The organism is Sediminicoccus rosea (genome assembly GCF_033547095.1).
Lineage (GTDB): Bacteria > Pseudomonadota > Alphaproteobacteria > Acetobacterales > Acetobacteraceae > Roseococcus > Roseococcus rosea.
Map to the genome: position 1 here is coordinate 312060 of NZ_CP137852.1, position 19963 is coordinate 332022.

The window sequence follows — 19963 nt, forward strand, 5'->3', positions numbered from 1 at the left end:
AGTGAGGAAGAAAATCATGAACGGGACCGACACCCTGAAGACGGCGCGCCAGCTCTCCGTGGATGGCAAGACCTACCACTACTTCAGCCTGCCTGAAGCGGCCAAGCAGATCGGCGACATCTCGCGCCTGCCCTTCTCGCTGAAGGTGCTGCTCGAGAACGTGCTGCGCTTCGAGAATGGCCGCAGCTACACGGTGGATGACGCGAAGGCGATCGCCGAATGGGTGCAGGCCGGCCATTCCGAAAAGGAAGTCCCGTTCAAGCCGGCCCGCATCCTGCTGCAGGACTTCACCGGCGTCCCCGCCGTGGTGGACCTCGCCGCCATGCGCGACGCGCTGCTGAACCTGGGCGGTGACCCGCGCAAGGTGAACCCGCTGGTCCCCGTGGACCTCGTGATCGACCACTCGGTCATGGTGGACGTCTCGGGCAGCGCCAGCGCGCTGCAGAAGAACGTGGACATCGAGTTCGAGCGCAATGGCGAGCGGTACGAGTTCCTGCGCTGGGGCCAGGAGGCCTTCAACAATTTCCGCGTGGTCCCGCCCGGCACCGGCATCTGCCACCAGGTGAACCTGGAATATCTGGGCCAGGTCGTCTGGACCAACAGCGTGGCGGGCGAGACCTATGTCTATCCCGACAGCTGCTACGGCACGGACAGCCACACGACGATGATCAACGGTCTGGGCGTGCTGGGCTGGGGTGTCGGCGGCATCGAAGCCGAGGCCGCGATGCTCGGCCAGCCCATCGCCATGCTCATCCCCGACGTGATCGGCTTCAAGCTCTCCGGCAAGCTCAAGGAAGGCGTGACCGCCACCGACATGGTGCTGACCGTGACCCAGATGCTCCGCAAGAAGGGCGTGGTCGGCAAGTTCGTCGAATTCTTCGGCCCCGGCCTCGCGCATATGCCGCTGGCCGACCGCGCGACCATCGCGAACATGGCCCCCGAATACGGCGCCACCTGCGGCTTCTTCCCCGTGGACGAGATGACGCTGAGCTACCTCACGCTCTCGGGCCGTGACGAGCACCGCATCAAGCTGGTGCGCGAATACTGCAAGGCGCAGGGCATGTTCCGCGACGAGAACACGCCCGACCCCGTCTTCACCGACACGCTCGAGCTCGACCTCTCCACCGTCGAGCCTTCGATGGCCGGCCCGAAGCGCCCGCAGGACCGCGTGGCGCTGGTCAATGTCGGCGCCTCCTTCGCCAAGGACCTCGCCGCCGGCGCCATGGGCGTGCCGGGCGACGAGGCGAACAAGCGCGTGAAGGTGGCCGACGCGAATTTCGACCTCGGCCATGGCGATGTGGTGATCGCCGCCATCACCTCCTGCACCAACACCTCGAACCCCTATGTGCTGGTCGCCGCCGGGCTCGTGGCACGTAAGGCGCGCGCCAAGGGCCTGAAGCCGAAGCCCTGGGTGAAGACCTCGCTCGCCCCCGGCAGCCAGGTGGTGACGGATTACCTGGACGCCGCCGGCCTCTCGGCCGACCTGGACGCCATCGGCTTCCAGACGGTGGGCTATGGCTGCACCACCTGCATCGGCAATTCCGGCCCGCTGCCGGATGCGATGGTGGACGCCATCGAGGAGAACAAGCTGGTGGTCGCCGGCGTGCTCTCGGGCAACCGCAACTTCGAGGGCCGCGTGCACGCCAATGTGCGCGCGAACTACCTCGCCTCGCCGCCGCTGGTCGTCGCCTATGCGCTGGCCGGCACGGTGAAGCTCGACATGGGCAAGGATCCGATCGGCATCGGCAGCGACGGCAAGCCCGTCATGCTGGCCGACATCTGGCCCACCCAGGAAGAGGTGAACGCCACCGTCCATGAGGTGCTGACGCGCAAGATGTTCATGTCCCGCTACTCGGACGTGTTCAAGGGTCCGAAGCAGTGGCAGGCCATCAAGGTGGATGCGGGCAGCGACACCTATCGCTGGAATGCCGGCTCCACCTACGTGCAGAACCCGCCCTATTTCGAGGGCATGACCATGGATGTGAAGCCGCTCGCCTCCGTGCAGGGCGCGCGGGTGCTGGGCCTGCTGGGTGACAGCATCACGACGGACCACATCTCGCCCGCGGGCAACATCCGCAAGACCAGCCCGGCCGGCGAATATCTGCTGGAGCACCAGGTCCGCCCGGCCGACTTCAACAGCTACGGCGCCCGCCGCGGCAACCACCAGGTCATGATGCGCGGAACCTTCGCCAATATCCGCATCAAGAACGAGATGGTGCCCGGCATCGAGGGCGGCATCAGCAAGCACTACCCCTCGGGCGATGTCGCGCCGATCTATGACGTGGCGATGCGCTACAAGGAGGAGGGCGTTCCGCTCGTGGTCTTCGGCGGCAAGGAATACGGCACCGGCTCCTCCCGCGACTGGGCGGCCAAGGGCACCTTCCTGCTGGGCGTGAAGGCCGTGATCGCCGAGAGCTTCGAGCGCATCCACCGCTCGAACCTGGTGGGCATGGGCGTGCTGCCGCTCGTCTTCAAGGAGGGCGAGAACCGCCAGACGCTCGGCCTCAAGGGCGATGAGAAGGTGGACATCCTCGGCATCGAGAACCTGAAGCCGCGGATGATGCTGGACGTGGTGATCACCCGCGCCGATGGCAGCGTGGTGAAGACGCAGGTGCTGTGCCGCGTGGATACCGCCGACGAGGTGGAATACTACCGCAATGGCGGCATCCTGAACTACGTGCTGCGCGAGATGGCCAAGGCCGCCTGATCGCGCCCTGGCCGGTGGCCGCGCGGCCTTACCGCGCGGCCATCTGCATCCGCGGCAGGATGAAGCCGTGCGCCGCGAAGACGGTGTTCCCGTAGTCGTTGATGCGCGGATACCAGACGCGGATCTGCGTCCAGTCATTGCCGGGCGAGACGTCGATCACCGGCTGGTCCTGCGCGATGCGCCCGCGCGCGGCACCGCTCGCCCAGTTCGCATGGTCCACCCGGATCTCCCGCGCGGAGACGACGCGCGAGACGACGGCCACATGGCCCGTCGGCAGGCGGCGGGTGCGCGCCAGCACGATGACGCTGCCCGGCGAGGGGCGCCGCGCGCGGGTGTAGCGCCCGGCCGCCGCATCCCACCATTGCCAGGCATCGCCACGCAGCTCGATGCCTGAGCGCGCGCGCGCATAGGGCACGCAGGAGAGCTGCATGTCCGGGCCCATCCCCGGCACGCCCGAGGGCGTGGGCGCGCGCGAAGTGCCGCAACCCGCCAGCGCGGATAGCGCGATCAGCCCCAACCAGCGCCGACGGCTGGCGTGGAAGACGCTCGTCACCTGTAGAAACCCCCAAAGCCGCCTCCCCCGAGGCAGCCGGATGATTTTACCGGAAACCGGCGTGCGAAAAAAGCGCGATCATTCGGCTGGCTGGAAGTCGAGCGCGAGGGGGCCGATCCCGGGGCCGATCCACTGCTCGGCATAGCCCACGGCGCCGCTCTCGCGCTCGGCCCAGAAGCGGTTCACCACGGGCGAGAGACCGGGGACGCGGCAGCGCTCCTCCACCAGGATGTAGCCATCCTCCGTCTCGGCCGCGCGCAGCCGGCAATCGAAGGAGAGGCCGAAGCGCATGCTGGCGGGGTCGCGCGAGGCGCCGGAGACATCCACGAGGCGCCGGGTTTCCGCCGTGCGCGTCAGCAGCGCGCGCGGGTCGGTCAGCGGGTCGGGGCCGTCGAAGCGGGTGGCCATCACCATCTGCGGCAGGCCGGCGGTCCCGACCACGCGCGCGCCATCCGTTGCCACCACCACGCCGCCGGGCGCGCGCCACATGCGCCGCGTGCCTTGCTGCTGGATCAGCACCGCGCTGGCGCGCCGCCGGCCGAGCGCGAGGCGCAGCACCTCGCCGCTCTCCTCCGCCTCGGCGCTCTCGATCTCGGCGATGGCCAGGCGGTCTGGCTCGCCGCCCGGCAGGAACCCGCCGAAGGTCGAATCGCTGGTGCAGCCGGCCAGGGCGAGGAGGGCGATGGGCAGGAAAGCGCGCATGCCGGATGATGCGAACACGCCCCGGTTGTGTCGAGGGGATTTCGCCCTGCCGCGGGGAGGCTGGACGCACCGCCGCAAAAGCCGCAGAGAAACGCGCCATGTCGCCCCTGAACACCGCCCGTCGCATCGTCGTGAAGATCGGATCCGCCCTGTTGGTGGAGCAGGCGGAGCCGCGCCGCGCCTGGCTCGAATCGGTCGCCGCCGACATCGCCGCCTTCCGCGCGCGCGGGACGGAGGTGGTGGTGGTCTCCTCCGGCGCCGTCGCCTTGGCGCGCGGCACGCTCGGCCTCACCCGCAAGACGCTGCGCCTGGAGGAGAAGCAGGCTGCCGCCGCGGTCGGCCAGATCCGCCTCGCCGGCGCGTGGGAGCAGGCGCTGGCCGGCCAGGGGCTGCGCGCCGCGCAATTGCTGCTGACGCTGGAGGACAGCGAGGATCGCCGCCGCTACCTCAATGCCCGCGCCACGCTGGCCACGCTCGCCGAGCTCGGCTGCGTGCCCGTCATCAACGAGAATGACACGGTGGCGACGGCGGAGATCCGCTTTGGCGACAATGACCGGCTGGCCGCCCGCGTGGCCGAGATGATCTCGGCCGATGCGCTGATTCTTTTCTCCGACATTGACGGCCTCTACACCGCCGACCCCCGCAAGGACCCCGCGGCCCAGCACCTGCCCGTGGTGGAACGGCTGACGGATGAGATCATGGCCATGGGGGGCGAACCGCCTCCTGGCTATTCCTCCGGCGGCATGCGCACCAAGCTCATCGCGGCGCGCATCGCGACGGGGGCGGGCTGCGCCATGGCGATCGCGATGGGCCATGCGCCGCACCCGCTGAAGCGCCTCTCCGAGGGCGAGCGCTGCACCTGGTTCCTCGCCTCGCCCGAGGGGCGTACGGCGCGCAAGCGCTGGATCGGCGGCAGCCTGCAGCCGCTTGGCGTGCTGGTGGTGGATGCGGGTGCCGCGCGCGCGCTGCAGCGCGGCGGCTCCCTGCTGCCGGCCGGCGTGCGCGCCGTGAGCGGCGATTTCTCCCGCGGCGATCCGCTCAGCGTGCAGGACGAGGCGGGGCGCGAGCTGGCGCGCGGGCTTTCCGCCTATGACGCGGCGGATGCCGTGCGCATCGCCGGGCACCGCAGCGCCGAGATCGAGGCCATCCTCGGCTGGCGCGGCCGGGACGAGCTGATCCACCGCGACGACATGGTGCTGGCCGAGCAGGAGACTCGCTGATGTTCAACGCCTTCCTGATGGGCGTGGTGGAGGGGCTGACCGAGTTCCTTCCCATCTCCTCCACCGGCCACCTGATCCTGCTGGGGGAGTTGCTGGATTTCCAGGGCCCGCCTGGCAAGGTCTTCGAGATCTCGATCCAGCTCGGCGCCATCCTCGCCGTCATCCTCGTCTTCTGGCGCAAGCTGTGGGACGTGGCCCGCGGCATGTGGAAGCCGCGCACGCCCGAGCGCTATTTCGCGGTGAACATCGCGCTCGCCTTCCTGCCGGCAATGGTGATCGGCGCCACGCTGCACGGCACCATCACGGCGCTGCTGTTCAACCCCTGGGTGGTCAGCATCGCGCTGATCGTCGGCGGCATCGCGATCATCGTGATCGAGCGCACCATTCGCGTGCCCACCATTCGCTCCGTGCCGGAGATCGGGCCGCTCGCCGCCATCCTCATCGGCTTCGGCCAGGCGCTGGCGATGATCCCGGGCACCTCGCGCTCGGGGGCGACCATCATCACCGCGCTGCTCTGCGGCGTGGACCGCAAGACGGCGGCGGAGTTCAGCTTCATCCTCGCGATCCCGACCATGCTGGCGGCGGCGGCCTATTCGCTGCTGAAGGCGCGCAACGAGCTCTCCCTGGAGGGAATCGGCCAGATCGGCATCGGCTTCGTCACCGCCTTCGTCGTCGCGCTGGTGACGGTGCGCGCGGTGCTGGCGGTGATCAGCCGCATCGGCTTCACGCCCTTCGGCTGGTACCGCATCGTCATCGGCACGGTGATGTTGGTCGCGCTCAGCCTGGGCTGAGCGCGCCCGCGCAACCGTGGCGGGCCATGCGGCGTTCTCCGTGGGATGGCAGCCAAGGGTGGCTGCCCCGCCGGAGGTTCCGACCATGCGTCTCTCCCTTGCCGCCCTGCTTGCCCTGCCGCTGCTCGCGGCCTGCACCGTCAACAACCCGCCTGCCGCCACGCCCATCGTCGTGCAGGAGCGGCCGGTGCAGCCCCAGGTGGTGATGCCGCCGCCCGTCGTCCTGCAGCGCTACTGAGCGGGTGGGGCGCGCGATGCGAGCCTCCTTCATCCTGGCGGCGGGCCTTCTGGCCCTGCCCGCCGGGGCGCAACCCTGGCCCGGCCCCGGCGCCGCGGCGCCGCCGGACAGCATCGCCGAGCAGCAGCGCGAGATGCGGCGCCTGGGCGAGCCCTCCGTTCCCCTGCAGAACCGCGACAGCCGCCAGATTGACGCGCTGGGCGAGCTGGCCGGCCCGCGTGAATGGCTGAAGGAAGCACAGGTGGCGATCCGCGCGGGCCAGATCGGCCTGGCGAACGAGTTGCTCGAGCGCACGGCCACGCGCCTGTTGACCCGCAGCACCGACCCCGCCCGCGCCGGCGAGCCGATGCGCGACCCGCGCCTCGGCTATATCTCCGACGCCCGCCAGGCGCTGTTCCGGCGGGATCGTCGCGGGGCCGACGGGCTGATCGAGCTGGCGATCCAGGCCCCCTGACGGGGCATGGACCGCCTGCCACAAAACTGTCACTCCCCAAGCGGCCGGGCTGCTTCTATGCGCTGTGACGACCAGCATGGGGATTTCGCGTGGATATCAGCTTCGAGCAGTTGCCCTCGGGCGTCGCCGTCATCCGGCTCAAGGGCCGGCTGGACATCATGGGCGCGATGAAGATCGACGTGCAGTTTTCCGCCGTCACCGCCGCCAACCGGGCCGTGGTGGTGGATCTGGGCGGAGTCGAGTTCCTCGCCTCGATGGGCCTGCGCACGCTGATCATGGGGGCCAAGTCCATGCGCAGCAAATCCGGCCGCATGGTGCTCTACCGCCCGATTCCCCTCGTCGAGGAGGTCCTGGTGACCAGCGGCACCACGACCCTCATCCCCATCGCGCATGACCTGGCCGAAGCGGAGGCCCAGGCCCAGGCCCAGGCGTGACCATCCGCGCGCTGCATCTCCGCGCCGAATTGGCGGAGATGCCGCGCCTCGCGGATTGGGTCGCGGCGCAGGCGCCCGGCCTCGGGCTGACGGAGCGGCAGCTTTACGCCATCCAGCTCTGCCTGGAGGAGGTGGTGGCGAACCTCGTCATGCATGCCCGCCCCGCCACGGCGCGCGGCATCTCGGTCACGGTGCGGATCGAGCCGGCGCCGCTGCGCGTGACGGTGGAGGATGACGCCCTGCCCTTCGACCTGACGGTGGCCGCGCCGGCGGGCCCGCCCCCTTCCCTGGAAGCGGCGACGCCCGGCGGCCTCGGCCTCGGGCTGGTCACGGCCTATACCACCGCGCGCGAATACCGGGCGGAGGCGGGGCGCAACCGGCTCGTGCTGCATTTCGGCTGAGCCGAAGTCAGCCCCAGGCGTCGCGATGGAAGCGATACCCCTCGCCCTCGCGCGCGAGATGCCCGGTGGCCGGGAAGGGGAAATGATAGCCGGTGACGCGGATGCGGTCCGTCGCCGCCATGTCGAGGATGCGCCGCCGGCTGGCCCCTGCCGCCGCGCCGTCGAAGTCGAACAGCGAGGCATAGTCGGGGCGGCGGGCGAAGAGCTCGGGCCGGTGGGTGATGTCGGCCAGCACCAGGAACTGCTCACCGCCATCGCTCACGCGGAACACGGTATGGCCGGGCGAATGGCCGAAGGCCGGCACGCTGGTGATGCCGGGCGAGACCTCGGCGCCCGGGGCGAAGCGGCGGATGCGGCCCTGATAGGGCGCGAAGCGGCGCGCGACATTGGCGAAGTTCACCCGCTGCCCCTGCGGGCTGCGGCTTTCATTCGCCGCATCGCTCCACCAGGCGAATTCCTCGGCGGCGATGGCGATCTCGGCGTTCGGGAAGGCGGCCGCGCCCTCGGCGGTGGTCAGGCCGTGGATATGGTCCTGGTGGCAATGGGTGACGATGACGAGCCCGACGCGCGCGGGATCCAGCCCCGCCGCCGCCATGTTGGCACCAAGCCGCCCGGCGGTGGGCGTGAGCTGCCCGCCCGTGCCGGCATCGAAGGCGATGAGCAGCCGGCCCGTGTCCACGAAGGTGACGTTGTAGGGCCCGATGTAATGATCCGTCGGCAGGAAGGATTCCGCCAGAACGGCGCGCACCGTGTCAGCGGGCGCGTTCAGCACCAACCCCTCGATGTTGCGGCGGGCGAAGCCGTCCGAGATGGTGGTGACGGTGAAGCCGCCCACCCGGAAGCGGAACCAGCCCGGCGCCTGTGCGACCGGCGCGGTCGCTGGCGCCTGGGCCAGGGCGGGGGCCGCCGCGAGCAGGGCGGGCGCGGCGAGCAGGGGGCGGCGGCGCAGGGTCATCATGGTTCCTCCCGTGTTGCGAGGGAGCATGAAACCGCGCGCCGCGCTGGTCCAGCGGTTCAATTCAGCTTCTTTGCCCGCTCCGCCTCGTGCAGATAATCCTCGGTCGTCTTGGTCTTCGGGCGCTCGGTGGTGGCATAGGGGTCGAGCGCGGCGTTTGTCGCCGCTGTCACGCGGCAATCCTCGCAGAGGTCCAGCATCGCGAGGCGCGCCGGGTCCTGGAACATCCAGTGGCCGGAGGCGACGAGCTTCGCCTTCACCCGCTCGACGCTCGACTTCATGCCGAAGAGCTTGCCGCAGGAGGGGCATTCCGCCGGCGGCTCCTCCTTCACCACCATCGGCCGCGCGGCCTCGGGCGCGAAGTTCAGGCGCGGTTCCAGCGTGATCACCTTCTCCGGGCAGGTCACGGCGCAGAGGCCGCATTGCACGCAGGCATCCTCCAGGAAGCGCAGCTGCGGCGTGTCCGGATTGGCGGTGAAGGCCGAGGTCGGGCAGACCATGGTGCAGGAGAGGCAGAGGGTGCAGCCCTCGGTGTCCACCTTGGCGAGGCCGAAGGGCGCCTTCTCCGGCATCGCCACCTGGGTCGCGGTGGCCCCGCTCGCGCCATGCAGGGCGCGGAAGGCCTGGCGCATCACCTCGCGCGGGGCGCCGAGCGGCAGGAAGCTATCCGCCGTCCAGCGGGTGCGCAGCGGCTTCAGCGCGGACAGCGCCTCGCCCAGGGTGAAGGGGTCATCCGTCTCGATCGCGGCGGCGCGGGCGCCCAGGCCCATGCCCTCCAGCGCGGCGTTGAGATAGTCGAGGTTGCGGAACACGCCCTCGGTCCCGTGGCCGCGCCGCGCCGGCATCAGCAGGCGCAGCCCAGCCGCACCCCAGGCGAAGGCGCCGGCCAGCAGCGAGAGATCGAGCTGACTCACCTCATTCACGCGCAGCGGCAGCACGCGGGCGGGCAGGCCTTCGCCATGGCGGGCGAGGGCATCGATCAGCGCCTCGCCATGCGCGTCGTCATGAATGAGCAGGATGGGATCGCGCCCGCCGGCCTCGGCGAAGCCCAGCAGCATGGCGCGCATGCGCCGCGCCAGCGCATCGGCGGTGGGCAGCGCGTATTGGATGGCGCCGGTCGGGCAGACGGCGGCGCAGGCGCCGCAGCCGGCACAGATCTCGTTGGAGACGTTCACCCAATCCTTGCCGGAGGGCGTGATGGCGCCGGTCGGGCAGAGGTCCAGGCACCGCGTGCAGCCGGTCTTCTTGTTGCGGTTATGCGCGCAGAGCCCCTGCTCGAAATTCACGAAACGCGGCTTGTCGAAGGTGCCGACCAGCTCGCCCGCCGCCGCCATGGCCTTGGCCACCGCCACCGCGTCATTCGGATCAGCGCGGAGGTAGCCCTGGCGCGTCTCGTGGAAGAGGGCGGGGCGGCCGGAGAGGTCCAGGATCACGTCGCAGCGGCTCTGCGTGCCGTTTTTGCCCTCGCCCCAGAGATAGGTGCCGCGCGAGGCGGGCGAGGCGGCGGAGGTGTCGTCCACCACCACGGTGAAATCGCCGAGATGCCCGGTGGCCGAGCGCGCGCGGCCACGCAACACCGGGAATTCCACCCGGCGGGCGGGGGTCACCGGCTCCTCGCCGGTCAGCAGCACGGTGATGTCGAGCTTGTCCGAGAGGGCGCGCGCCGCCTCCAGCGCCACCGCATCGCGGCCCAGGATCAGCGCGATGCCCTGGCTGGTCATCGACACCAGCGAGATGCCCGGCAGCGGCACGGCGGCGGCGGCCAGCAGGCCCGCCATCTTCGGCCCCGCCTCGCCGCCCTCGGCGCTCCAGCCGCCATGCTCGCGGACGTTCACGAAGTCGAGCGGGGCGTCGAATCCCACTTCTTCGGCTTCCTGCGCGAAGAGCGGCGCCTCCTGCGTGCAGGCGACGGTGACCGGGCGGTTCTCGCCCAGAGCCTTGAGGAAGCGGTCCATCTGGCTGCGGCAGAGATGCTCGGCGGTGCGCAGCTCGGCCCCCTGGGCGGCGCAGCCCTTGGCGAGGGCCTTGCCGTCCAGCGTCATCGTGTCCTCGCAGGAGCACACAAAGGCGATGCGCGATGCGGTCATCAGGGCTGGCTTCCTTCCCGGCGGCGTTGCGGGCGCTTATATCCTTACACGCAAGTCAGGATAGATGGGGGGACCCCAACCGTGCATACCGGCCACCAGGGAGGGGGCGACACCCTGCCGCCACTGCCCAGCCTCTTCGCGCCCGTGATGCTGCGCGAGGGGGGCGATGCCATGGCCCGCGCGGTGGAACTGGCGCCCGAGGGGGCTTCGCCCATCGCCAGCGGGGCCGGCACGCTGGTCTGGGTCCGCGCCCTGAACCGTGCCGAGGCGGCGGTGGTGCTGGAGCCCGACCGGCCGCTCGGCCCCGCGCGCCTTGCCTATCTCGCCGCCGCCAATGCCCTGGCCGATACGCTCTCGGCCATCGCCCCGCCCGAGCTGCCGGTCACCTGGCGCTGGCCAGGCACGCTGGCCGTGAATGGCGGCGTGGTGGGGCAGATGCGCCTCGCCTTGCCCGAGGGCGCAACCGAGGACGCCATCCCCGACTGGATGGTGGTGGGCTTCGAGCTGCGGCTCGCTTGGCCGGAATCGGTGACGCCGGGCGAGCGCCCGGGCGAAACCTCCCTCCAGGAGGAAGGCTTCGAGGACCTCACTCCCGCCGGGCTGACCGAGGCCTGGGCGCGGCATCTGATGGCCAACATGGATGAGTGGAACGCCCGCGGCCCGCGCCGCGTGGCCGAGAAATACCTGGCCCGGCTGGAGGAAGCGGCGGGCGAGAAGGGCGTGAAGCGCGGCATCGACCCCAACACGGGCGCGCTGGTGATCCACCGCGAGGGGGGGCGCGAGACATGGCCCATCTCCTGAGAACCCTGCGCCTCGACCCCTCCGACACGCTGATCTTCCCCCGCGCGGCGGAGCCTGGCGAATGGGCCGTGCCCGGCGGCTTCCAATTCTGGGATGACGCGCCCGAGGCGCTTTCCGGCAAGCGGCAGCAGGCCTTCCGCAGCGGCTTCCTGGGGCTGTCCAGCTTCGGCTGGTCCACCCTGGTCGAGGTGGCCGAGATCGCGCCCGAAACCCGCGCCGAGGTGCTGGAATCGCTGGCCGCCCATATCCAGGCCGAGCATGGCGCGCCCGACCGCGACGCCGCCCGTGCGGCGGCGGCCGAGGAGCTGGCCTTCGCCGAATCCCTCTGCGACCAGCCGACCGGCACCGTCTTCGCCCTGCACCGCAGCCATGACGAGGGCGGTGAGGTGCGCGAGGCCTTCCGCACCCTGCACCGGCGCGAGACGCCGCATCACGATTTCGGTGCCCTGCCGGTCTTCGCCATCTCCCAGGTGGAGGAGGAGGCGCCACCCGATTCCCCCGACCTCACCGCGCTCATCAAGGCCCGCAAATGACGCTCCTTTCCCCCGGTGATTTCTGGGTCGCCTCCGGCCATCACCTCTGCGACCTCGATGCGGAAGGCCGGCTGCGCGCGACGCCCGATCTCTGGCGTGCCTTCCTCGCCCGGCCCGAACTGGTGCCGCCCGAGGAAGCCTGCGATGCCGAGCGCGCGCTGCATGCGCGGCTGATGGAAAGCCCGCTGGCCGTGGTGGATCCGGCCGGCCTGGCCGACCCCGACGCCGGCGAGAACTGGCAGGTCTTCCTGAATTTCCGCGACAAGGTCGCCGCCGAGCCGACGCTGGAGGCCGCCTGGCTCAAGCTCTTCCGGGGCAATGTCGGCGGCATCCCGCCGCTGTTCCTGCAGATGCTGACCCACCTCGTCGCCCGCGCCGCGATGGAGGGCGAGGGCGACGCCTTCACGCTCCGCGCCGCCGAATGCCTCTTCCGCACCCAGCGCGCCGCCATCACCCAGGGTGCGACCCTGCTGGCCGATGAGGAGGTGGTGGATGCCCGCCACGCCGATGGCGATCTCGGCGCACTTGGCCGCCTGCTGACCGAGGCCGGCGCCCCGCCCCGCGAGGTGGAGCTGGACGTGCTGAGCGAGGAGAATGCGCCCGGCTACAAGGCGCGCTCCGACGCACATGACATGGCGCTGGACATCGCCGAATCGCGCCAGGGCCAGTTCGGCCTGGCCCGCGCTTTGGAGCGCTTCACGCGGCACATGTTCGGCGAGACGGTGCGGATCAAGCCGGTGCCCGTCATCGAGGACCGCAACTGGACCTGGCATGTCGGCCTGGATGCGGAGGCCACGCGCATCGCGAACGCGCTGTGGGACGGCAAGAAGGTGAAGCAGGCGGACCTCGCCCGCATCCTCTGGCTGGGCGTGCTGGAATTCGAGGATCCGACGCGGGTCGTGAAGCGCGCCCAGGGGCGGCCGGTCTATCTGGCGCTGGCCATGGATGCGGCGCAGCGCGTGCGGATGAAGCCGCAGAACCTGGTGAGCGGCCTGCCGCTGGTGGAAGCGGAGAAGGCGGCATGAGCGAAGCGGCACTCCCCTCCGAACTCACCATCCCCGTGGCCATCCTGGCCGAGCGCCGGCCGGGCGTGACCATCTGGCAGTCCCATGTCTGGCGCGCCCTGGCCGTGCTGGAGGAGGCGCCGCCCGTTCCCGCCTGGACCAGATTGCGCGAGGAGAATGGCCGAGAGGTCTTCTTCGCCGGCACGGCGGAGGTGAAGCTCCATCGCACCGACACGCCCAACTACAAGGACAATCTGGAAGCCGCCGAGCCGCGCATCTGGGTGGTGCTGCGCGACACGCCGGAGGGCATGAGCATCCAGGCCGTGACGGTGGATCCCGGCGAGGCCGAGATCTACACCGAAGGCCCCTCCGACCTGATCGAGGCGCTGCCGCTGCCACCCGGCCTCGCCGTGCTGCTGGCGAGCTTCGTCGCGACCCATCACGTCGAGCGCGAATTCCACAAGCGCAAGCGCGACCGGCAGGACATCGATTCGCTGGGCCGGAAGGGCCGCGTGTGATGCCGGAGGAGGCGGAAAAGCTCGGCTTCCTGAGCCGCTGGTCGCGCCGCAAGCGCGGCGAGGAGGTGCCAGAGCCCGAACCACCCGCCCCGCCGGTCCAGGCGCAGCCGGAGCCCGAGCCCGAACCGGTGGCCGAGGCGCCGCCGCCCGAGCCGGAATTCGACATCTCCACCCTGCCGCCCATCGAGACGCTGGATGCGAGCAGCGACTTCACCGTCTTCCTCAAGCCCGGCGTGCCCCAGGCGCTGCGGAATGCCGCGCTGCGCAAGGCCTGGCTCGCTGATCCGCTGATCCGCGACTACATGAGCCCGCTCGACTACGCCTGGGACTTCAACACCCCGGGCGGCCTGCCGCATGGCTTCAGCAATGTGCTGGCCGAGACGGGCGAGGCGCTGCGGAAGCTGGTCAACCAGGCCATCGGCGAGATGGAGGCGGAGGAGGAGAAGCCGGCCGAACCGCCGCCCGGCGCCCTGGCCCTGGCCGAGGCCGGCCAGCCACAGCCGGAAGGCGAGCCGCCGCCGGCGGAAGAGCCCCTGCTGGTGGAAGGACCGTCCGCTTCGGATGACAGCCAGGACATCTTGGCGCTGGACCCGATCCGCCTGAGCGAGGCGCCGCTGCCGGTGCCGCCGCCCACGCTGGAGGAGCCGCCGCCGCCGCCCCGGCGCCGCCATGGCGGCGCCATGCCCGCCTGAAGGCCGGTTTGCGCCTGCCGTCTTTTGAGAATGCTTCGCATTCTCATATAAGTCTTTGAAAACGCGGCCTGTTTTGTTCGTCCCGGTTGACGCCGGTGCAAGATTTCTGCACTGTCATCTCAATGGACCGGGGAACACAGACAGGCGGGCTAGACGCAGCCATCGCCGCGGCTGGGGGCATGGAAGCCTTCCAGTCGGCGCTCAATGTCGCGCGCCGCACGGTCTTCCTCTGGAAACAACAGGGTGTTCCCGCCGAACGCGTGCCCGAGATCGAGGCCGCGACCGGCATCTCGCGCCACGCCCTGCGCCCCGACCTCTGGCCCGCCCCCTCGGCCCAGGCGGCCGATCCGCTGCGCGAGGGCCGCGCCAACCTCTACGCCCTGCTCGGCCATCTGCTGAGCGACGTGCCGGACCCTGCCCTGCTCGCGCGTCTCACCGCCATCCCGGCGGATGACTCGCCCATCGGCCGCGCGCTGGGCGCGCTCGCCGCCGCCGCCCGCGCGGCCGAGCCCGCGGCGCTGGAGCGCGAGTATCACGAGCTCTTCATCGGCCTGGGGCGCGGCGAGTTGCTGCCCTACGCCTCCTACTACCTGACCGGCTTCCTGCATGAGCGCCCGCTCGCCGAGCTGCGCTCCGACCTCAAGCGGCTGGGCATTGCCCGCTCCGCCGGGGTGCATGAGCCCGAGGACCACATCGCCTTCCTCTGTGAGGTGATGGCGGGCCTGCTCCGCGGCGGCGTCCCGGAGGAGGCCGATGCGATGTTCCAGCGGCATATCCGCCCCTGGGCGATGCGCTGCTTCAGCGATTTGTGCGTGGCCCAGGCGGCGGTGTTCTACCGGCCCGTCGGCGAATTGGGCCGCGCGCTGATGGATGTGGAATTGGCCGCGGCCGAGCTGCCGGCCTGACTTTTTTGAAGGGAGAGGAGAATCGCCATGGCGAATGAACAGGAGACGGCCGGCAAGCGCCGTGGGTTCCTCAAGACCTTGGGCTTCGGCACCGCCGCCGCGGCGGCGGCCGTGACGCCGGCGCTGGCGCAGCGCGCCGATTCCGTGCCGGCGCGTGACGCCCGCAAGGAGAACGCGGCCACCCGCGTCGCGGCGCGCTACCAGCCCAACTCGCCCTCGGTGCAGGCCTTCTACCGCACCAACCGCTACGAAACCTGAGCCCGGGAGAGACTCGCACCATGCTCATCAAGCGCTCCGACGGGGTCCGCGCCAAGCAGCGCCTCGCCTCCGCCTATCAGGGCCTCTCCGCCGGCGGTCTCGATCGCCGCGGCTTCCTCAAGCAGGCTGGTCTTGCCGGCGCCGGCGTGGCCGCGCTGGCCGGCATCGCGCCGCGCATGGCCGAGGCCGCAGGTGCGGCCACCGGCGTGATCAACCACGAACAGCCGGTCACCCGCGTCAAGAACATCTGCACCCATTGCTCGGTCGGCTGCACGGTCGTCGCCGAGGTGCAGAACGGCGTCTGGGTCGGTCAGGAGCCCGCCTGGGAATCGCCGATCAACCGCGGCACGCATTGCGCCAAGGGCGCCTCGGTGCGTGAGCTGGTGCATGGCGACCGCCGCATCAAGTTCCCGATGAAGCTCGTGGGCGGCCAGTGGCAGCGCATGAGCTGGGACGCCGCGATGTCCGAGATCGGCGAGAAGATGATGGAGATCCGGCAGAAGTCCGGTCCCGACTCCGTCTTCCTGCTCGGCAGCGCCAAGTTCTCCAATGAGGGCGCCTACCTGTACCGCAAGTTCGCCGCCTTCTGGGGCACGAACAGCGTGGACCACCAGGCGCGCATCTGCCACTCGACCACGGTGGCGGGCGTCGCCAACACCTGGGGCTACGGCGCGCAGACCAACTCCTACAACGACATCCGCAATTCCAAGACCATGATCATCATGGGCGGGAACCCGGCGGAGGCGCACCCCGTCTCGCTGCAGCACGTGCTGTCCGGCAAGGAGACGAACCGCGCCAACCTGATCGTCATCGATCCGCGCTACACGCGCACGGCCGCCCATGCGACCGATTACGTCCGCATCCGCCCGGGCACCGACATCCCCATCATCTGGGGCATGCTCTGGCACATCTTCCAGAACGGCTGGGAGGACAAGGAGTTCATCCGCCAGCGCGTGCACGGCATGGACGACGTGCGTGCGGAAGTCGCCAAGTGGACGCCGCAGGAAGTCGAGCGCGTGACCGGCGTGCCGGGCGCGCAGCTCCGCGCGGTCGCCGAGAAGTTCGCGACGCAGAAGCCCTCGACGCTGATCTGGTGCATGGGCGCCACGCAGAAGACGGTCGGCACCGCCAATGTGCGCGCCTACTCCATCCTGCTGCTGGCCACCGGCAATGTCGGCAAGGAAGGCACGGGCGCCAACATCTTCCGCGGCCACTGCAACGTGCAGGGCGCGTCGGACTTCGGCCTCGATGTCGCGACGCTTCCCGCGTACTACGGCATTGATGAGAACGCCTGGCGCCACTGGTCGCGTGTCTGGGGCGTCTCCTTCGAGAGCATGCGCGCGCGCTTCGACACGCCGCAGATGATGCACACCCCGGGCATCCCGACGACGCGCTACTTCGACGCGATCCTGCTGCCCAAGGACCAGGTGCAGCAGCGCGACAACACCAAGGGCATGATCGTCTTCGGCCATGGCGGCAACACCGTCACCCGCATGCCCGAGGCGGTGAAGGGCCTGGAGGCGCTGGATCTGCTGGTCGTCGCCGACCCGCATCCGACGACCTTCGCCGTGCTCTCCGGCCGCCGCGAGAACACCTATCTGCTGCCCATCTGCACGCAGTTCGAGTGCAATGGCAGCCGCACCAGCTCCAACCGCTCGGTGCAGTGGTGCTCCAAGGTGGTGGATCCGATCTTCGAGAGCCGCACCGACTATCGCGTGATCTATGACCTCGCGAAGTCGCTCGATGCCGCCGCCACGCGCCGCAACATGACCTACCGCATCGCGGAGGAGATGTTCCGGCCTTATGAGATCGTGAACGGCGAACCGACGGCCGAGAGCATCCTGGGCGAGATCAACCGCGGCGCCTGGGGCACGGGTTACTCGGGCATCTCCGCCGCGCGCCTCAAGCTGCACCAGCAGCACCAGGACAAGTTCGACCTGGTGACGCTGCGCGCCGGTGCGAACGCGCCCGCCGAGATTCGCGGCGACTACTACGGCCTGCCCTGGCCCTGCTGGGGCACGCCCGAGATGCGCCACCCCGGCAGCCACATCCTCTACAACACGAACATCGCCGTGAAGGATGGCGGCGGCAGCTTCCGCCCGCGCTTCGGCCTGGAGCGCAACGGCGTCACCATGCTGGCCGAGGGCAGCTGGTCCAAGGATTCCGACATCCAGGACGGCTACCCCGAGTTCACGGTGGCCGTGCTCAAGCGCCTCGGCTGGTTCGATGAACTGACGGCGGCCGAGAAGGAAAGCATCGCCCGTGTGGGTGGCGCCAACCAGGACGCGGTGTCCTGGATGACCGACCTCTCGGGCGGCATCCAGCGCGTGGCCATCGCGCATGGCTGCTCGCCCTTCGGCAATGGCAAGGCCCGCGCCAATGCGTGGAACCTGCCCGACCCGATCCCGGTCCATCGCGAGCCGATCTACACGCCGCGCAACGACCTGATCGCCCAGTATCCGACGCTCCCCGACCGGCGTGGCTTCCGCCTGCCGCATCTGGGCCAGTCGGTGCAGGCGCGCAGCCCGCAACTGGCGGCGGAATTCCCGATCATCCTCACCTCCGGCCGACTGGTGGAGTATGAGGGCGGCGGCGAGGAAACCCGCTCGAACAAGTGGCTGGCCGAGCTGCAGCAGGACATGTTCGTGGAGATCAACCCGCGCGACGCCGCGGCCCGCAACATCCGCGACGGCGGCTGGGTCTGGGTCATGGGCCCCGAGAGCAGCAGCCGCACCCGCGTGAAGGCGCTGGTGACGGAGCGCGTGGGCCCCGGCGTGGCCTTCATGCCCTTCCACTTCGCCGGCTGGTTCCAGGGCACGGACCAGCGCAGCAAGTACCCGCAGGGCACGGACCCGATCGTGCTCGGCGAGTCGGTGAACACGCTCACCAGCTACGGCTATGACCCGGTGACCTTCATGCAGGAAACCAAGGTCACCATCTGCCAGATCCGTGCGGCTTAAGGGAGAAACGACATGGCCCGCATGAAATTCCTCTGCGACGCGGATCGCTGCATCGAGTGCAACGCCTGCGTCACCGCCTGCAAGAACGAGCATGAGGTGCCCTGGGGCATCAACCGCCGCCGCGTCGTCACCATCAATGACGGCAAGCCCGGCGAGCGCTCGATCTCCATGGCCTGCATGCACTGCACCGACGCGCCCTGCGCGGCGGTGTGCCCGACCTCGTGCTTCTACACCACGGCCGATGCCGTGGTGCTGCACGACAAGGACACCTGCATCGGCTGCGGCTACTGCTTCTACGCCTGCCCCTTCGGCGCGCCGCAGTACCCCCGCGTGGGCAACTTCGGCGGCCGCGGCAAGATGGACAAGTGCACCTATTGCGCCGGCGGTCCGCAGCAGGACAACACGCGCGTGGAGTACACGCAGTACGGCAGCAACCGCCTGGCCGAAGGCAAGCTGCCGCTCTGCGCCGAGATGTGCTCCACCAAGGCGCTGCTCGCCGGCGATGGCGAGATGATCGCGACCATCTACCGTGAGCGCGTGCAGCGCCGCGGCTATGGCTCGGGCGCCTGGGGCTGGCGCACCGCCTATCGCGAGAACATCACCACCTGATCGGATACGGCCCCGGCGAGAGCCGGGGCCAAGTTTTTTCGAGGGAGGCGAAACCTCCCGGAGGAATGCACATGAAACGGCTCATTCTCGCACCCTTCCTGGTGCTGCTCCTGGCCTTCTCGACCGCCAGCCTCGCGCCGGCCTTCGCACAGAACGCGCCGACCCAGGCCGGCTCCGGCCGCGGCACGGTCAGCGCGGACGAGATGGAGATGCAGCGCCTGCTGCAGGGCGGCCGCGTCGAGGGTCGCACCTCGATCCCCGACCCGCGCTCGGAAGTCCTCATCCAGCCGCAGGGCAAGGCCTGGCGCGACTTCCACAACGTGACGCTGGCCTGGGTCGGCGGCATCGCGGTGGGCGGCATGGCGCTGATCCTGATCGCGTTCTACGCCACGCGCGGCCGCATCCGGATCGAGGGCGGGCCGGCCGGCCGCACCATCAGCCGCTTCAACATGCTGGAGCGCGCAAACCACTGGATGGTCGCCTCCTCCTTCATCGTGCTGGGCCTGACCGGCCTGAACCTGACCTTCGGCCGGCACATCCTGCTGCCGATCCTCGGCCCCTATACCTTCGCCGAGGTGTCGCTCTGGGGGAAGATCGCGCACAACTTCGTGGCCTTCCCCTTCACGCTCGGCATCGTCGTCATGCTGCTGCTCTGGGTGAAGGACAACATCCCGAACGGCCGTGACATCGAGTGGTTCAAGATGGGCGGTGGCCTGATCGGCAAGGGCCATCCGAAGGCCGGCCGCTTCAACGGCGGCCAGAAGATGGTGTTCTGGATCACCGTGCTGGGCGGCGGCATCGTCGCGGCCTCTGGCTACTTCCTGATCTTCCCCTTCTGGGGCGAGTTCGGCGTGGCCGACATGCAGCTGGCGCACATCATCCACTCCATCCTCTCGGTGCTGATGGTGGCGGCGATGATCGCACACATCTACATCGGCTCGGTCGGCATGGAAGGCGCCTTCGATGCCATGGGCTCGGGCGAGGTGGACCTGAACTGGGCCAAGGAGCACCACGGCCTCTGGGTCGAGCAGGAGATGGCCAAGGCTCGCCAGGTCGTGGCGCCCTCCGGCGTGAAGCCGGCGGAGTAAGGCCGGCGACCCCTTCGCGGGAGGGCGGTTCTGGGTTACAGGACCGCCATCTT

21 protein-coding genes are annotated in these 19963 nt (G+C 69.9%); 17 read left to right on the plus strand and 4 right to left on the minus strand.

Translation table 11 applies throughout. The features are described 5' to 3' along the window. Window positions 1–16: 16 nt before the first annotated feature. On the plus strand, window positions 17–2707 hold the full coding sequence (gene acnA / locus R9Z33_RS01485; protein ID WP_318649527.1) for an aconitate hydratase AcnA: 2691 nt from the start codon (window positions 17–19) through the stop codon (window positions 2705–2707). A gap of 28 nt (window positions 2708–2735) precedes the next feature. On the opposite strand, the gene R9Z33_RS01490 is transcribed toward acnA, so the two are convergent. Together R9Z33_RS01490 and R9Z33_RS01495 are read right to left on the minus strand one after the other, a co-directional pair. Beyond that, window positions 2736–3260, minus strand: coding sequence for a CHAP domain-containing protein (locus R9Z33_RS01490; protein ID WP_318649528.1), 525 nt, complete (start codon window positions 3258–3260; stop codon window positions 2736–2738). Between the two features lie 78 nt (window positions 3261–3338). Then, window positions 3339–3962 carry a YjbF family lipoprotein gene (locus R9Z33_RS01495; RefSeq protein WP_318649529.1) on the minus strand — a complete coding sequence of 208 codons (624 nt, stop codon included), beginning with the start codon at window positions 3960–3962 and terminating at the stop codon, window positions 3339–3341. Window positions 3963–4060: 98 nt separating this feature from the next. On the opposite strand from R9Z33_RS01495, the gene proB reads away from it, so the two are divergent. The 6 genes from proB to R9Z33_RS01525 all read left to right on the plus strand — a co-directional run bounded on the left by proB (window position 4061) and on the right by R9Z33_RS01525 (window position 7500). Further along, window positions 4061–5182 (plus strand): glutamate 5-kinase, encoded by a 1122-nt coding sequence (proB, locus tag R9Z33_RS01500; protein WP_318649530.1) that lies wholly within the window; start codon window positions 4061–4063, stop codon window positions 5180–5182. After that, the gene (locus R9Z33_RS01505; RefSeq protein ID WP_318649531.1) at window positions 5182–5973 is read left to right on the plus strand and encodes an undecaprenyl-diphosphate phosphatase; all 792 of its coding nucleotides are present in this window, start codon (window positions 5182–5184) and stop codon (window positions 5971–5973) included. Before proB ends, R9Z33_RS01505 begins: the two co-directional genes overlap by 1 nt. A gap of 85 nt (window positions 5974–6058) precedes the next feature. Continuing rightward, window positions 6059–6211 (plus strand): hypothetical protein, encoded by a 153-nt coding sequence (locus R9Z33_RS01510; protein WP_318649532.1) that lies wholly within the window; start codon window positions 6059–6061, stop codon window positions 6209–6211. A gap of 16 nt (window positions 6212–6227) precedes the next feature. Continuing rightward, window positions 6228–6665, plus strand: coding sequence for a hypothetical protein (locus R9Z33_RS01515; protein WP_318649533.1), 438 nt, complete (start codon window positions 6228–6230; stop codon window positions 6663–6665). A gap of 89 nt (window positions 6666–6754) precedes the next feature. After that, window positions 6755–7099, plus strand: coding sequence for an STAS domain-containing protein (locus R9Z33_RS01520; protein ID WP_318649534.1), 345 nt, complete (start codon window positions 6755–6757; stop codon window positions 7097–7099). After that, entirely contained in the window at window positions 7096–7500 is a 405-nt protein-coding gene (locus R9Z33_RS01525) for an ATP-binding protein (RefSeq protein ID WP_318649535.1), read from the plus strand. Before R9Z33_RS01520 ends, R9Z33_RS01525 begins: the two co-directional genes overlap by 4 nt. 7 nt (window positions 7501–7507) lie before the next feature. On the opposite strand, the gene R9Z33_RS01530 is transcribed toward R9Z33_RS01525, so the two are convergent. Both R9Z33_RS01530 and R9Z33_RS01535 read right to left on the minus strand, forming a co-directional pair. After that, window positions 7508–8455 carry an MBL fold metallo-hydrolase gene (locus tag R9Z33_RS01530; RefSeq protein ID WP_318649536.1) on the minus strand — a complete coding sequence of 316 codons (948 nt, stop codon included), beginning with the start codon at window positions 8453–8455 and terminating at the stop codon, window positions 7508–7510. Between the two features lie 59 nt (window positions 8456–8514). After that, window positions 8515–10542 (minus strand): 4Fe-4S binding protein, encoded by a 2028-nt coding sequence (locus R9Z33_RS01535; protein WP_318649537.1) that lies wholly within the window; start codon window positions 10540–10542, stop codon window positions 8515–8517. A gap of 81 nt (window positions 10543–10623) precedes the next feature. On the opposite strand from R9Z33_RS01535, the gene R9Z33_RS01540 reads away from it, so the two are divergent. The 10 genes from R9Z33_RS01540 (at window position 10624) to R9Z33_RS01585 (ending at window position 19910) form a co-directional block, all read left to right on the plus strand. Next, window positions 10624–11343, plus strand: a complete 720-nt coding sequence (locus R9Z33_RS01540) for a biotin/lipoate--protein ligase family protein (RefSeq protein WP_318649538.1) — start codon at window positions 10624–10626, stop codon at window positions 11341–11343. Next, complete coding sequence (locus tag R9Z33_RS01545; protein WP_318649539.1) at window positions 11328–11876, plus strand: DUF6505 family protein; 549 nt, start codon at window positions 11328–11330, stop codon at window positions 11874–11876. Before R9Z33_RS01540 ends, R9Z33_RS01545 begins: the two co-directional genes overlap by 16 nt. Further along, window positions 11873–12901, plus strand: coding sequence for a DUF6352 family protein (locus tag R9Z33_RS01550; protein ID WP_318649540.1), 1029 nt, complete (start codon window positions 11873–11875; stop codon window positions 12899–12901). Before R9Z33_RS01545 ends, R9Z33_RS01550 begins: the two co-directional genes overlap by 4 nt. After that, window positions 12898–13398 (plus strand): DUF3305 domain-containing protein, encoded by a 501-nt coding sequence (locus R9Z33_RS01555; protein ID WP_318649541.1) that lies wholly within the window; start codon window positions 12898–12900, stop codon window positions 13396–13398. Before R9Z33_RS01550 ends, R9Z33_RS01555 begins: the two co-directional genes overlap by 4 nt. Beyond that, window positions 13398–14090, plus strand: a complete 693-nt coding sequence (locus R9Z33_RS01560; RefSeq protein WP_318649542.1) for a DUF3306 domain-containing protein — start codon at window positions 13398–13400, stop codon at window positions 14088–14090. The genes R9Z33_RS01555 and R9Z33_RS01560 overlap by 1 nt, the downstream gene beginning before the upstream one ends. Window positions 14091–14212: 122 nt before the next feature. Next, the gene (locus tag R9Z33_RS01565; RefSeq protein ID WP_318649543.1) at window positions 14213–14995 is read left to right on the plus strand and encodes a molecular chaperone TorD family protein; all 783 of its coding nucleotides are present in this window, start codon (window positions 14213–14215) and stop codon (window positions 14993–14995) included. Window positions 14996–15022: 27 nt separating this feature from the next. Then, the gene (locus R9Z33_RS01570) at window positions 15023–15253 is read left to right on the plus strand and encodes a twin-arginine translocation signal domain-containing protein (RefSeq protein ID WP_318649544.1); all 231 of its coding nucleotides are present in this window, start codon (window positions 15023–15025) and stop codon (window positions 15251–15253) included. A gap of 20 nt (window positions 15254–15273) precedes the next feature. Next, a complete protein-coding gene (locus tag R9Z33_RS01575; protein WP_318649545.1) occupies window positions 15274–18213 on the plus strand; it encodes a formate dehydrogenase subunit alpha in 2940 nt (979 codons plus the stop codon). Window positions 18214–18225: 12 nt separating this feature from the next. Continuing rightward, a complete protein-coding gene (gene fdh3B / locus R9Z33_RS01580) occupies window positions 18226–18822 on the plus strand; it encodes a formate dehydrogenase FDH3 subunit beta (protein ID WP_213613736.1) in 597 nt (198 codons plus the stop codon). Window positions 18823–18893: 71 nt separating this feature from the next. After that, window positions 18894–19910, plus strand: a complete 1017-nt coding sequence (locus R9Z33_RS01585; RefSeq protein ID WP_318649546.1) for a formate dehydrogenase subunit gamma — start codon at window positions 18894–18896, stop codon at window positions 19908–19910. Window positions 19911–19963 lie beyond the last annotated feature (53 nt).

Bases quoted from the DNA above. Each gene is read 5' to 3' on its own strand.
- R9Z33_RS01570 (WP_318649544.1), top strand. From the start codon at position 15,023: ATGGCGAATGAACAGGAGACGGCCGGCAAGCGCCGTGGGTTCCTCAAG.
- R9Z33_RS01535 (WP_318649537.1), bottom strand. From the start codon at position 10,542: ATGACCGCATCGCGCATCGCCTTTGTGTGCTCCTGCGAGGACACGATG.
- R9Z33_RS01545 (WP_318649539.1), top strand. From the start codon at position 11,328: ATGGCCCATCTCCTGAGAACCCTGCGCCTCGACCCCTCCGACACGCTG.
- R9Z33_RS01585 (WP_318649546.1), top strand. From the start codon at position 18,894: ATGAAACGGCTCATTCTCGCACCCTTCCTGGTGCTGCTCCTGGCCTTC.
- R9Z33_RS01560 (WP_318649542.1), top strand. From the start codon at position 13,398: ATGCCGGAGGAGGCGGAAAAGCTCGGCTTCCTGAGCCGCTGGTCGCGC.
- acnA (WP_318649527.1), top strand. From the start codon at position 17: ATGAACGGGACCGACACCCTGAAGACGGCGCGCCAGCTCTCCGTGGAT.
- R9Z33_RS01575 (WP_318649545.1), top strand. From the start codon at position 15,274: ATGCTCATCAAGCGCTCCGACGGGGTCCGCGCCAAGCAGCGCCTCGCC.
- R9Z33_RS01495 (WP_318649529.1), bottom strand. From the start codon at position 3,962: ATGCGCGCTTTCCTGCCCATCGCCCTCCTCGCCCTGGCCGGCTGCACC.
- R9Z33_RS01550 (WP_318649540.1), top strand. From the start codon at position 11,873: ATGACGCTCCTTTCCCCCGGTGATTTCTGGGTCGCCTCCGGCCATCAC.
- R9Z33_RS01510 (WP_318649532.1), top strand. From the start codon at position 6,059: ATGCGTCTCTCCCTTGCCGCCCTGCTTGCCCTGCCGCTGCTCGCGGCC.
- proB (WP_318649530.1), top strand. From the start codon at position 4,061: ATGTCGCCCCTGAACACCGCCCGTCGCATCGTCGTGAAGATCGGATCC.
- R9Z33_RS01565 (WP_318649543.1), top strand. From the start codon at position 14,213: ATGGACCGGGGAACACAGACAGGCGGGCTAGACGCAGCCATCGCCGCG.
- R9Z33_RS01505 (WP_318649531.1), top strand. From the start codon at position 5,182: ATGTTCAACGCCTTCCTGATGGGCGTGGTGGAGGGGCTGACCGAGTTC.
- R9Z33_RS01555 (WP_318649541.1), top strand. From the start codon at position 12,898: ATGAGCGAAGCGGCACTCCCCTCCGAACTCACCATCCCCGTGGCCATC.
- R9Z33_RS01515 (WP_318649533.1), top strand. From the start codon at position 6,228: ATGCGAGCCTCCTTCATCCTGGCGGCGGGCCTTCTGGCCCTGCCCGCC.
- R9Z33_RS01530 (WP_318649536.1), bottom strand. From the start codon at position 8,455: ATGACCCTGCGCCGCCGCCCCCTGCTCGCCGCGCCCGCCCTGCTCGCG.
- fdh3B (WP_213613736.1), top strand. From the start codon at position 18,226: ATGGCCCGCATGAAATTCCTCTGCGACGCGGATCGCTGCATCGAGTGC.